Below are 13,623 nucleotides of genomic sequence, written 5' to 3'. Positions count from 1 at the left end.
GAGTCAGCGGATGGATCACCCGCTCATTTGGATCAACGCCTTCATTTCCACGTGGCCTTTGTCGATCTGATCAGTTTCGATCTTGCGCATCAACTGATCGACTCGAAACCGGTGGTCGACCTTCCCGATACTGATAAGGACTTCCATCTGCATGGCCGATTCATCGTCCAAGGGATCGACACTGCGCACAATCAGACAGTGGGAGTCGTCCGGATCGATCAACACCAACTGTCCGTCCTTCACCGATAGCAACAGTCGTTCGTTCGCAGACAGTTCGAGCATCAGGACAGGCAGGCTCGACAGCTGGATGTCCGGGGATTGCTGGCATTCGATCACGATGCAATCCAGACGCAGCCAGTCCTCGTCGGTCAAGCGGCAGAACTGCCCTGATGAGCCAAACGTCAGCAGCAGCTTTTCAACACCCTGCGGCACTACCGCCCGCGAGCCCGGAAAATCACTGCCGGATGCAATCCACATGACCTCTTGATCCCGTTGAGCCAGACAGTCGTCCATCCAGAGCGAAACTGACGGAGCCGGGTCAAATTTCGGAGTAAAGATCAAGTTATCCACGGAGTCGTACATCAAAGGTTCCGATCCGCTCTTGATTCCCAGAAACGCGGGCCACACGCCGTCGAGTGGTTTGATAGCGTCAAACAATTGATCGGACTCGGGAACATAGTACCGATAACGCCCATCCTTCTCTCCGACCGGCATGAACGTGGCGTGAGGGAGTGCAGAAACCAGCGCTTGCAAACGACTGCGCAGCTGGACGTCGTTTGAATGATTGACGTCGGACCAACGACTCTCCACGCCAAGAATCCTGGCTGGCTGGCCATCGAACAGTTCCAGATTCACACCGTCCCGGGTTTGCGCCAGCAACCCTTGACCCTGGACTTCGACCTCTGAAAACTGCCACTGAGCCGCGACGGGCTGCGCCTTCGGCAGGTGCTCCGGATTCAACAGTCGCGAGCCTTTGGTAAAGGCTGCCCGTGCCATTTCGAAATCGACAAGCGTCTGGCGATAGAGCTTGCCCGCCGCGCCATCGAACACCCAGGCCGCCTTTGCATCCGGTGTCATGGCGAGCAAAGTCAGCTCCCCGACTGCACCGATGTCCGCCAGCAGCATCTGCCCGGCGATACACCACACTGCCAGGAACCCGGGGCTGGAAGTACGGGCCAGGCCAATGACCGCAAACGGCGAGGCCTTGTGTGATTCAGCCAGCGCGGGTAACGCGTCGAGCCAGTCCGGATTCAATTCGAACCAGCGCTGTCCGACGCCGATGAACCGCAGAACACCCTCCCTGTCGACTTCGAACAGACGCCCATCCTCTTTGGTGGCAATGTAACGCCCTGAGGTAGAAGTCATCTCGACGACATGGCTTTCAATAATGTCGTCAACCGTGTCCCAATCATCTGTCCGGCTCAGGGCAACACGAATGAGCGTTCCATCTTTCCGGTCATAAATAATCGCGTCTTGATTATCCGCCTGGTCCCACATCAGCATCGTCCGCTGCGAGACATCGAAATCATGAAGAACGTATCGGCTGTCATGCAGCCGAAGCCATCCGGCGTACGCAAAACCGCTGTAGTCAAAACAACGCAAGCCAATGAACGGTGCAGTTTTCCAGGAACTCGACGACATGGACATTCCGGCAGACTCATCACGATACGGTTCGGGTCGCATGAGCTGGCTCAAAGGCTGTTTCCAGTACTCCAGTGTCCTTTGAAGCAGATCATCAGAGTTTTCCCTGGCAATGAACTGAGTGAATGTCAGCTCTTGTCCGCGAATCAGATACTCCAGCGAATAACCGGTTTTGCCGGACCCGGTGATTTCCTGAACGACACGCAGCTCTCCACTGACCGTGCCTTCGAAACCAATGATTTTTGAGCCCTGCACAGGATTCGTCAGGCGATAGCGATGATTGACCGTTCCGGAGATGGCATCGACGCGCCAGATTGTCGGATGATCGGGATGGTAGAACCACGCATGCTCTCCGATGACGGCGCCGAGAACGATGCCTGTATTCACGGCGTCCGGCAGATTGCGCGGGTGCAGAATGCGATCCAGAACGGCGTCGTAGTACCCGGTGGTCAGGACCGATTTGTTCGATGCGGTCAGGGGTACAGCAAAACCGGAAATCGGAATGCGTGACGACGCCAGTCGATTCGCGCAACGCAGCTCCCTGAGCCTCGCCAGAACGGCTGTATAACGCTCATCCCCGGCTGCCAAGTCGATTTCGACACTGATACCCACTTCACTCGTTAGCGAGATCGAATGACTTTCCAGGTCAATACGAACCAACAGCAACGTGTTATCCCTGCTTCGATCCACCTGAAACAGCTCGCCACCCTTGAGCCGTACAAAACCTTCAAAGCCTTCGATCCGGATGCCATCGACGATCAGTACAGTGCCCTCGAACCTGAGCTGCTGCTCACTGGCCCAAGGTGCAGCCACCACCCAGTCGACTTCGGCACGCGGTCCAAACGCCTCAGGAAACGGTCCGTCAACGAGAGGCGGAGAAGTGAGGGTAACCGAAACGACACCAGGGCTGAGTGTCAGTTGGACTTGCCCGGAATGAGCGGTGATTTCATAGGAAATCAGGTTTTTCCACTCGACCGGCAACTGAGGCACGACCAATTGACGGCAATGCTCATTCAGGCTGACGCTGATCACTGTCGGCTTGTTGTGCGGATACAGTTTGTAGAGGATATGAGGGAATGGGGACGTGGAAAAGAACTGGAACCGCTGCTCGCCTTGCTCATCGAACTCCAGTCGCTCCTTCCAGCCATCGATGATATTGGGATAGGACGTGCGCAGTCCGCCGCTGACTTGGGTAACCGGTAATGAATAGTCCCCGTAATCCCAAAACCGCTGATAAGCCTTCAAGCGTTCGAACACATCCTCGTCGGGAGAAAAACCAGACGAGCCTAATTGATACTCATATCCGTAGTAACAGATTGGGGTGCAGGGCAATACGACTGCATCGACCTGTTTCTGCCTGTCGATTCTCAGCGTTGATGGGAGGCGCAGTGCTTCGCGGATCTCGATTGCCCGGTGCCGTTCCTGGTCTCTGGCATCGAAGGAAGGCAGTCCCAACGTCTGGAAAACAGTCGGAAAAAACTTCTGGCTGTCGAACACCACGCTGGCCCGTCGCAGATCCAGCTCAGTAATGACCGCTTCGGGTTCGAACCTCAGGACACCCTCCTCGATTGTGTGCCCCGCATCCGTGTAGGCTTCATTGATCAGAAACAAGTGCCGTCCGACCGCTCTGGCCTTGTCACTGATTTGTCCCAGGTTGCTGGCAATGGCCGCCGCACCGATACCGATGCCCAGCAATGGCACTGACAGCACAGCGGCTACCGACCCCACCGTACCGCCAACAGCCAGGGCGGCAATATCCAGACCCAACGCCGCCACATTGAATGTGAGCTGCGTGGCGAGCCGGGAGCGTTGCTCCTCGTTGGTCGCCACCGTCAGGCCATGAATATCGAAACCAATGTTGACCGCCGAGAAGCCGAGCCCCACTGCCGACGCCGCGCGCCCCAGCAGCCGCGAGGCCAGTGACGCGTGGCCCGCAGCGAGCGCCTTTTCACTGGCCGCCACTTGTCGCACGAGACTGACCATTTGCAGCGTATCGGTCACCACCCCGAAACCCAGCTGCGCATAGCTCACGTACACCTGGACCTGCAAGGCGATCGACAGTGCGGGGATCTCCCCCGTCTGACGCTGATATTCCCGATTACGCATTTCGGTAATGATGGCCTGGATCGCGAACGCAAAACTCAAGCGGCTGCCGCCGTCAGCCTCCGACACGCCTTGTGCCGGGCCGGCAACCGCTTTCGCCAGGCGTTTGATGTGTCGTGCGATTTTGATGAAGCGTGAATCGGCGGTGCTGACGTTGATCGAGACCTTGGGATTGTTACCGTCAACCATGGTCAGCGTGTAGTGCTTGTTCGACGATTCCTGAACCGTTTCAAGCAATGGAAGGTATTGCTCCCCCAGCTTTTTTTCACTGCGCAAACGCCGGGCCGCGTCTTCGAACTGTTCTGCCTGGTGGCGTGCGTCGAGTTGCGCCAGGCCTTCTCCCATCCGCACGTTTTCCGAAAGCGAGCGCATGCGTGCCGATGCCTGTGCATCCCATACAGAAACCCCAGGACCGGACGCGATCTGTTCACTCTTCAGAAAGTCGCTCACTGGCAGTTTCGAAGGCAATACCTTGTCGATAATCACCTTCGTGTCCAACTCGGTTACGGTGAATCTGAGGTCTACTGCACCGTCCAGGCCATAGAGCCTGGACAAATGACCATCACTGGCGAGGTGACCTTGTATGCCCTGCCGGAGTTGATCTGTCCGGGAGAAACCGAAAATTGCGAAATTGGGATCGAAAAAGCGATAGGCGGGTTTCCCGTCCTCCAGAATCCTGGCCACCAGCAAGGCATGTTTGCCGGTATCGAGCAGGTACACGGCTGATCCGGTTTCCCCCTCAAGATTCTGGACAATGGTGTCCAGCTCAAGTACCCCCTGCGAACGCCCGAATTCAGTCGAGACGACAGCTGACAAATCATCCAGCGCAGTAAACATGAGCCGGGATCCAGCGTCTTCGGGGGTGAGACTGGCGTTGGCAATCCGGCCAATCAACGCACGCTCGGCTTTGTCCCCGAGACCAAGCGCCCCGGCCATCAGCAACGCGAGCGGATAGCAACGGCGACCGGGGTCATCGACGCCCATTCTCAGCAGGTCCTGGGGAACCTGCCGTGCCGAAACAGCACCGTTCTTGAAAAAACGTTCTCGGATCTGCGCGGCGCTTTTGAGGATTTTCGTCAGATAGTCACGACGCGCGGTACTGTTGATTTGCGCAATGCGCTGCCCCCACTGATACAAAGTCAGTGGCTCGGCCAGTGCGCGTACTTTCAATTCGCCAGCCGTTTCACCGACTGAAGCACCTCCCTGACCAAGCCCTGCCTCAAAAGCGGGAACCTTTCGCTCATGGAGGATCTTTTCAATAGCGTTGTAGCGTTTGAAAAAACCGTCATCGGCAGTTTCCCGAGCCAATTCCAGCACCTTTTGCCAGGCATCGGAAAAGCCCTCGGCATCCACACGTGAAGCGGAGAACAGCCCGCCGATAACAACCCTCTGCAAAGGACTCACTTGATCGAGTGCAAACGATCCATGGGCCAGCCGGGTCAGAAAATCATTGAAATTGCCTCCGGACTGCTCCCCGTTGGCAACAGGTATGACACTGTCAGGTTGCGCGAGGATTTGCTGTCGAATATCGAAACCCAGTTCGATGCGCTTGCCGACATCGATTTCACCGCTGAGTTTGTCACGCATCGCCTTGATGAAGGGTTCGCCCAGATCATTCATCAACTTTTGCAATACATCGGTCAAGAACACCGGCTTGCCCTCAATGACCGGCCAGCCTTGCTTGAATGTCATACGTTGCTCCTTGAGCAACTCCGTCAGGCTGGCACCATAACGTGACTTGAGCTTTCCCTCCTTCCACTTGTTGTGTTCTTTTGTCAGCCATTGCTCCGGATCATCATTGACGGTCCAGCCGGATATCATTTCCTCTTCGGTAAAGACGTTATAGCCCTCTGCCAACTTGAGAGAGTTACGCACATCATCAACATGGTCGGGCAATAGTTTTTCTTCTATATATTTTGTCACTCCTGCCAACGCGCATCCAGGTCCGGTCAGCGTGATGGTTCCTCGAGCTCCAATACGAATCCCGTCTTGATAGTAACCAGAAATGGCTCCAATTAGCCTGTCCGATGAATAGTGATTCTTTGAACCTGGAAATCTTCCTTCAGCCTGTTTTTCATTGACGACGTTCTGAATGACGTTAATAACACCGTTATCATCCGTCGCCGCAACTCCCGAGGCGTCCAGACGACGCTCGGCCTCATACAAACAGTCATAATTCAAACGGATAGCTTGCATGTAGGCCATGGTCATCCCGCTTCGCGGTTGGGCCAAAAAGTGCGCGTTCATTTCCCCATTGGTCGCAAGACCCTTTGCTGTCCCCAGGCGAATAGCTTCCTGGGGCACAGAGTTGTCCTGAGGGGCTACGAATATTCTGGAAAGACCCGGCTTCTCGCGGGCGAACGCAAGCAGTTGATCCTTATGTACTGCAGGAATCTTTTCCGTTCTGTCTTTGTAACGAGCCAGGTCCCGACCTGGCATCAATGAAGCATCCTCGTTGAGCAGTAACTGCAAGACACCAACCTTCGCCTCATCACTGAACGCACTGATCTCCACCCCGCCCAGCCGTTCGACAAGCGGTGGCAAATAGTCCATGTCACTGTAGCGGCCGCCTTCCAGAAACTCGGCCTGTAACCTGACGACATCGCTGGCTGCCGCAAAATTTCCGCGCATGCCGACTTCCCGCTCATAGACATCCTGCAGAAAATGCCCGGCAAACTGGTGCCGTACATCACGCAAACTCATGTCCTTTCCTGCCATCGCCAGATGCGTGTCCAGGCATTTCTTGCGAAACGCCTCCAGTACCGCGCGATCCTTGCCATAAGCGCTGACCATCAACCGGATTCGGGCCTCATCCCTGCGCCCGCTCCAATTTGGCTGATTGATGTAATCCCACATCTGGAGTTTGAGCACGCGTGCGCGATCTTCAATCATTTGCGCCAGTTGCGAAGGCTTGCTGACTTGATCTCCTCCGGATTCCATCGCATGTGCCCGGGCGCTTTCGAGAATGACACGGTTCATCTCGAAGGCGAGCAACGCATCGCTGTCGTACCAGAGATTGAAACGATAATCCTCAGGGCCCAGAACGGCTCGCCAGATATTCATGTAGTCGCGCTGAATGTTGCCGACTTCACTGCCACCCACCCAGACGAAATGCATGATTTTCGGCGCGGGAAGAGCGACATCGGACAGCATGGAGACTGTTTCGGAAAGCCTCGACACATAGCTTTTCACGCCAGCATGTACCCGTTCGATGACCGGCGAGGCCGGTCCTTCCATTCGCCCGAGCAACAGTTCGAAGGTTTCCAGAAAAAGTTTTGCCGGCAACTGCTTTTCGGCGAGCGGAGCCGTTGCATTGGCAGATTGATAATAGCGTTCAAACGCTGAGTATTCGGTACTTGTCGAATACTCGGCGAGTGCTGACTTTATTGCATCAAACTCGTTGACCGAGGGAAAACCTAAAAAACCTGGCAAGTCCACAACAACACACTCCATGAAATTCCATTTAAACCGAAACATTAAACAACTGGGCACGCACGCCAACCCAACCAATTAAAGGTCGACACTGACAACTCACACGGCTATTGAAACGGGGAGACAGGCTAGAACCAAAACAACCAACACATCAAACACAAAAAAAAACTCAAACAGTTTCCGTTGAAACATAAAGCAGTAAAACCTTAAAACAACTGACAATATTCCAAATGAAAATACAGACATAAAAAAGGCCACGAACATTAAGTTCGTGGCCTTTTTTTTTCATAACGACGCAAATGCAGTTTGAAACAGTCAACCCGGCGGCTTTTCACCGTACCAGCGCGGCGTATATACCCACTCACCACCTCCGGCACGAGCAAAGGTGCAGGTAGTGGAAGAACCAATAAGCACCATCGTGCGCATATCCACCTGATCCGGTGTCAATGCGCCAAGTGTCGTAACCCGTAGCGTCTGCCCCGGACGACCGATATCACGACCCAGCACCACCGGCGTTTGCGGCGCACGATGTTGCGCGACGATTTCCAACGCTCGCCCCAGTTGCCACGGACGGGCGCGGGAGATCGGGTTGTAGAACGCCAATGCCAGATCGGCCTCGGCAGCGAGATCCAGACGCTTTTCGATGATCGACCACGGCTTGAGGTTGTCCGACAGGGACATGACGCAGAAATCGTGACCCAGCGGCGCACCCGCCTGAGCGGCGGTGGCGAGTGAGGCGGAAACCCCCGGCAGGATTTCCAGATCGACGCTGTGCCATGCCGGATCCGTCGACTCGTGCAGCGCTTCGAGCACCGCCGCCGCCATGGCGAACACACCCGGATCGCCCGACGAAACCACAATCACCGAACGCCCCTCGGCGGCCAGCCTGAAAGCATGGCGGGCACGCTGCATTTCTTCGCGGTTGTCGGTGCAGTGCTGCACCTGGTCATCGCGGAACGGGCCGGCCATGCGCACATAGGTTTCGTAACCCAGCACGTCAGTGGCGCGGGCCAGTTCGGCTTTCACCGCCGGCACCATCAACTCTGCGGCACCCGGGCCGAGGCCGATGACGGCCAGACGACCGCGCGGACGACCGACCTGCGAAACATCCAGCGGCTGTTCGGCCACGGCGATGGCAATGTCGTGGGAGGTTGTGATGATTCGAGCGTCAGGGACGGCATCGCGAGCCAGCTCACCGATGTCACTCGCTGGCGCGACAAAACGCAACGGCACTCCCAGCTCGAGCGCTGCTTCACGCAGTGCCGGACTGGCCATCTGGACATCTGCTGCTACCAGACAGGCCAACGATTGAATCGCCACACCGGCCTGCAGCAACGCATCGCGAATGGTGCCCGGCAGGTCAGTCACTTCTGAACCGACCGCAACCGCCACGCTGCGTGGATAAATCAACAACTCACTGGAACTCGCTGCACGGGCATCACTGCCGACATGAATCGAGCGCTGCGCCTGTGGATCTTCCGGCAACTGTGCCTGAGCCAGCCAAGGTGCGGCGCCGTCGACGCGCACGCTGTGACCGGCGAGCAGGTCGGAGACAAAGCGTTTGCCCTGCTCCAGATCGCCGAGGGCATAACCGCCGGGCGGGTTGAGCAGGCAGGTGCCGAAGCGCAACTCGCCGCTGGTGGTGATCGCCGCCGCCACTTCAAGCGCAGCGGCGATCTCGCGAGCCATGACATTCACCCCGCCGAGGCCGCCGAGCAGCGGCACCACGGCGCTGCCGTCTTCGGCCACGGCGAGTACCGGCGGCTCGACGCCTTTCTCCAGCAACAGCGGCGCCAGTGTGCGGATGACAATGCCGGCCGCGCACAGGGCAATGATCGGCGTGTCCTGCTGATACAGCTCGCGCAGGGTCGCGCCGAAGTCGCTGTAAGTCAGATCAGCCCCTTCGACACGTCCGGAGAGGCCATGAATCTGCGCAGCCGGATAAACCTGTTGAAGGCGGCGGGCCGTGCCCAGCGCGCCCTGACCGAGAATGACGATGGCCGGTGTGGAGTGAGTCATCAGCCTTGCCACCGTTCGCCGGGAACAATGATCAGCGAGAAGTATGGCGACGACATCGGCTCGACCTCATCCAGCGGCACGATCTTCTGGTTGGCCATGGTCGCGCGCTCGACGTACAGCGCACGCTCGGCCAGACCCAGCTCTGCCAACACGTCGCGCACCTTCGGGAAGTTGCGCCCCAGCTTCATGATCACCGCCGCATCGGCATCCGCCAGACGACGCTTGAGCTCGTCATGTGGCAACACGCCGGACAACACCGACAGGCTCTGATTGCGATACACCAGCGGCGCGCCCAGCACCGAAGCACCGCCGAGCATCGAGCAGACGCCCGGCACCACTTCGGCTTCGTAACGGCTGGCGAGGCGATCATGCAGGTACATGTAGGAGCCGTAGAAGAACGGGTCACCTTCGCAGATCACCGCCACGTCGCGACCGGCATCCAGATGCGCAGCGACTTCCTCGGCAGCGTCATCGTAGAAATCGCTGATCACTTGCTCGTAGGACAGCGGCGCCGGCAGCACTTCGGTGGTCACCGGATACACCAGTGGCAGCAGATTCTGCGCATCCTGCAGATGCGCTTCGATGATGCCGAACGCGTTGCCCTTCTTGCCCTTGGCCACGAAGTACGCCACCACCGGCGATTCGCGCAGCAGGCGCAGGGCCTTGATGGTAATCAGTTCCGGATCACCGGGGCCGACGCCCAGGCCGATCAAACGTCCTTTGGCCTGCATCATTCGATCTCCGTGGCGAGGGCATTGACCGCAGCGGCGGCCATGGCGCTGCCGCCGAGGCGGCCCTGCATGATCACGAACGGCACGCCACGGCTGTTGGCGGCCAGTTCGGCCTTGGATTCGGCAGCACCGACGAAGCCCACCGGGAAGCCGAGGATCAGCGCCGGTTTCGGGGCGCCGGCGTCGAGCATTTCCAGCAAATAGAACAGCGCGGTCGGCGCATTGCCGATCACCACAACGCTGCCTTCAAGGTGCGGGCGCCACAGTTCCAGAGCCGCTGCCGAGCGAGTGTTGCCCAGCTCACGTGCCAGCTCCGGCACGCTGTCGTCGCGCAGGGTGCAGATCACTTCGTTGTTGGCCGGCAGACGCGCACGGGTCACGCCTTCGGAAACCATCCGCGCATCGCACAGAATCGGCGCGCCAGCGGCCAGCGCATCGCGCCCGGCCTTGCCCGCGCCTTCGGAGAATTGCAGCCCGTCGATGGCTTCGACCATGCCGCAGGCGTGGATCACCCGCACCGCGAGTTTTTCCAGGTCGGCCGGGATGCGCGAGAGGTTGGCCTCGCTGCGAATGATCGCGAAGGAGTTGCGATAGATCTCCTGACCGTCGCGGATGTAATCAAGCATCAAGGGGGCTCCGTGAGCGGGCGGCGAGCAGGGTCGCGGCCGCTTCGATAGTAAGGTTGTGAGCGTGCAGCGCGCCGAAACCGGGCTGTGCTGCATCGCGAAAATAGAGATCGTAGTGACCGGGAGCGACCGCCAGCAAAGTCACTGCCGCCCGGTGCGCAGCGGCACAGGAACGCGGGCATCCGGACAGGTGCACATCCACGGCGTGTGGCAACAGCGTAGCCAGAAGGCGGGCATCGTGTTTGGTGTCGGCCAGGCCTTTGCCGCAACCGTTGGAGCCGGTGCAGGCGATCAGGTGTGACAGAGGGTCTTCGGTCTGGGTCAGCAGGTTCAATTTGCCCAAAGCATCGAGCACTTGGACAGAGTCCACTTCCCGCACATTGGGCAGCAACAGACTTTGCCAAGGGGTGAAACGCAGGCTCCCGTCGCCAAAGGTTCTGGCCAATTGCGCGGCGCCACGCAGCATCTGCGGATCGAGACGACCGAGCGCCGGTGCGGCACCGACATAAACCAGACCTGCCGTTTGCTGAGGGTGGATGCCGAGGTGCAAACCTCCTGGTCCGGCTTCGCGCTGCCAATCAGTGGCGGCTTTGAGATTGATCCGCTGACCGAGTTTTTCCAGGAACACCGGCGCCGGACACTCATCCAGCAGATGGCGCATTCGCGCCTGCTCGGGACGGGCCAGATCGAGGAACAACTCCAGCACCTCCACCACCAGCGCATGTCCGTCCTCAAGCGCCACGGCGGCCAGCGGACGATCCGTCGGGCAACCCGCCAGACCGAACGCCAACAGCGTATCGCCGCAATCCTCGAATGCCGACAGCCACAGATCATGGTGATGTTCGAGCATCGCCATCGCTTCACCGCCGTCCAGTTGCACGGCGAACTTGGCGCTCAGCTCGTGGAAACGCGGATGGCTTTGCAGGGTCTCGAGGATCTGCCCGGCCAATGTACGAGTATCGAAGCGCATCTGCCGGTCGATGCCGGCAGCCGGGCTGAGCATCAGGTTGCGCACGTCGTCGCCCGCGGCGGTTCGCGGCCCGAGACCGGCGGCCAGCAGACTGTCGATCAGCGCGGCGGACTGGTCGCCGATGCCGCGAATCTGCAGATTGCCCCGGTTGGTCGCCTCGATCGCCCCGCCGGCAAACCGCTCGGCGGCATTGGCCACCGCATCGGCCTGCCCGGCTGTGATCGAACCGCCATCGAGCTTGATCCGGCAGATCCCGCCATCCAGCGCCTGGACGATACGCAGCAACCCCGGACAGGCCGAGGGGCGTATGGCGTTGGTTAGAGGACGTTCGTTCAAGGGATGACCGGCTGACGGGCAGCGCCAGGATGGGCGAAAGGTCGCCATTATGCCTGCTTTGCCTGACTGCATGAAAAGTCTGCCGTCGGAATAGTCGATCGGCCCGGGCTCTTCTCTGTCCTCCCTTGATCCTGCGGCAGCTCTCACGTCAACGCGATGATCTGCTCCTGGCGTCGAGCGCCCAATAACGCAATCACCTTATCCCGGGAAATGACGTAATCTTCCGGATCAATCAGCGCCTGGAAACTGTCGATTGATACGTTACCCCGTACTTTTTCGGTATTGAATCGGTGACAAAGAACACTGTCATTAACGAGCTCATCGAATTCAAACGCGATGACCACTTTTGACAGTTTCAGATCTTGAGACAGGAAGCCGAATCCGAACCGTATCCACCTGCCCTCAAGCAAAGCATGCCGCTGCAGTACCGCCATTGCACGGCCGGACGAAGCCTGCCTCGAAACATGCCCGAGGCAGGTTCTCACGACTTCGCTCGTCGATGCCGGAACCCACGAGTGCAGGATCCGCTCCGTCACCTCAATCAAGGTAAAGCTGCCCGGCATCGGCACTGGCAGACTGGTGTCAGGGTTCTCCAGCAGCAGCGCGCCCGTCACTCTCAACGCGATCTTGCTGGCCTGATTCCAAGATTCGACTTGCGCGACATCGGGATGTTTGTGAGACGCGACCGTTTGAGCATAGAGCAGCGCGTCCAGACCGTCTTGCTGCTCAGCCGCCGACAACTCATCCGCCACCAGCACGACCGTCCCGGCACATATGAATGTTTTAAAACCCGTCAAGGTGTTCATTGATCACTCCATTAACAAGAAAGCCAGAGGCACAGCCTCTGGCCCCAACGAACATCAGGCGGTGCCAAACTCATAACTGAGCGCTTTTTCACGCTGCTCGGTCAGTGCCTTGACGATCAGTGGCTCGACCAACAGGTAGTCTTCCTCGTCCATGGTCATGGTGGCGGAGCCGTTGTAAATGTCGACGCTGGAAGTCGCCCATTCCACAAACAGCACTTTCGTCGGTTGAGCCGAGGCGAAGTACTGCACAGCAGCAATGGCCATGCTGATCGTCCCGTCCTTGTCTTCCAGAGCGCTCGACATGCAGAAGTTGCCGCCTTCGGCTTTTTTGGCGTTGCGCTCAAAAAGTGTCAACGCTTCAGGCACATCCTTCAGCGCCTCCAAGGTCTTGTCGGCCGCGCCCTTGAGCACTTTCAGTGCAGTAGCGCCCTTACTCACTGCCGCTGTTACCGCGGTGTTGAGAATGGTCAGCGCGACGTTGTCCATAGTCAGTTTCTGAGAGGTTGCCGTGTAACGATTGTAAGGCTGACTGAAGGCAAACCAGCCTGCCAGTTTCATCAATCGCATGAATTCGTTGTAGCGCTGTTCCTTCTGACTGGCAGAAGGGTATTTGAGCAAGGCGACCAGATCGGCGTACATATAAGTATTTTTCACAATGCGCTTGCTGCGCTTGGACATACTCTCATCGAAACCAACGATGCCGGTACCCATGATAGCGGCGTTAAGTTCATCCTTGTCGATGGGCAAGTTGGCGCTGGCAGATACATTCAGCATGCGTGGTGCAGGCCGGGCAGCGATGCAGTCATTGCACTCTTTAATCAGCGCAACACGCTGATCCGCGGGAATAACTTGTTTTGAAAACTCAGTCACGACACACATTCCTTTTATTAAAAATTGCGCCCTCATGGCGCAATAAAAAACTAACAACCCAGAACAACTTAATCAACCTGCAAAAAATT

General features: G+C 57.9%; 7 protein-coding genes. All 7 read right to left on the bottom strand.

Going from position 1 to position 13,623, the window contains the following annotated elements; all coding sequences use genetic code 11:
- Positions 1–15 precede the first annotated feature (15 nt).
- The gene (locus DLD99_RS03395; protein ID WP_114881272.1) at positions 16–7,221 is read right to left on the bottom strand and encodes a TcdA/TcdB pore-forming domain-containing protein; all 7,206 of its coding nucleotides are present in this window, start codon (positions 7,219–7,221) and stop codon (positions 16–18) included.
- A gap of 270 nt (positions 7,222–7,491) precedes the next feature.
- Positions 7,492–9,195, bottom strand: coding sequence for a precorrin-3B C(17)-methyltransferase (gene cobJ, locus DLD99_RS03390; protein WP_114881271.1), 1,704 nt, complete (start codon positions 9,193–9,195; stop codon positions 7,492–7,494).
- On the bottom strand, positions 9,195–9,929 hold the full coding sequence (locus DLD99_RS03385; protein ID WP_425273006.1) for a precorrin-2 C(20)-methyltransferase: 735 nt from the start codon (positions 9,927–9,929) through the stop codon (positions 9,195–9,197). Before DLD99_RS03385 ends, cobJ begins: the two co-directional genes overlap by 1 nt.
- Entirely contained in the window at positions 9,926–10,552 is a 627-nt protein-coding gene (locus tag DLD99_RS03380) for a precorrin-8X methylmutase (RefSeq protein ID WP_114881270.1), read from the bottom strand. Before DLD99_RS03380 ends, DLD99_RS03385 begins: the two co-directional genes overlap by 4 nt.
- Positions 10,545–11,858 carry a precorrin-3B synthase gene (cobG, locus tag DLD99_RS03375; RefSeq protein ID WP_279634353.1) on the bottom strand — a complete coding sequence of 438 codons (1,314 nt, stop codon included), beginning with the start codon at positions 11,856–11,858 and terminating at the stop codon, positions 10,545–10,547. Before cobG ends, DLD99_RS03380 begins: the two co-directional genes overlap by 8 nt.
- Before the next feature lie 143 nt (positions 11,859–12,001).
- On the bottom strand, positions 12,002–12,664 hold the full coding sequence (locus DLD99_RS03370) for a hypothetical protein (RefSeq protein WP_114881268.1): 663 nt from the start codon (positions 12,662–12,664) through the stop codon (positions 12,002–12,004).
- Between the two features lie 54 nt (positions 12,665–12,718).
- Positions 12,719–13,534 (bottom strand): hypothetical protein, encoded by an 816-nt coding sequence (locus DLD99_RS03365; protein ID WP_162803452.1) that lies wholly within the window; start codon positions 13,532–13,534, stop codon positions 12,719–12,721.
- Positions 13,535–13,623: the final 89 nt, after the last annotated feature.

Source organism: Pseudomonas kribbensis (genome assembly GCF_003352185.1).
GTDB classification, from domain to species: Bacteria; Pseudomonadota; Gammaproteobacteria; order Pseudomonadales; family Pseudomonadaceae; genus Aquipseudomonas; species Aquipseudomonas kribbensis.
This window is presented reverse-complemented; position numbering and strand designations above follow the sequence as displayed.

Coding starts and splice junctions, on each gene's coding strand:
- DLD99_RS03395 (WP_114881272.1), bottom strand. CDS start 7,221: ATGTTTCGGTTTAAATGGAATTTCATGGAGTGTGTTGTTGTGGACTTG.
- cobJ (WP_114881271.1), bottom strand. CDS start 9,195: ATGACTCACTCCACACCGGCCATCGTCATTCTCGGTCAGGGCGCGCTG.
- DLD99_RS03385 (WP_425273006.1), bottom strand. CDS start 9,929: ATGATGCAGGCCAAAGGACGTTTGATCGGCCTGGGCGTCGGCCCCGGT.
- DLD99_RS03380 (WP_114881270.1), bottom strand. CDS start 10,552: ATGCTTGATTACATCCGCGACGGTCAGGAGATCTATCGCAACTCCTTC.
- DLD99_RS03370 (WP_114881268.1), bottom strand. CDS start 12,664: ATGAACACCTTGACGGGTTTTAAAACATTCATATGTGCCGGGACGGTC.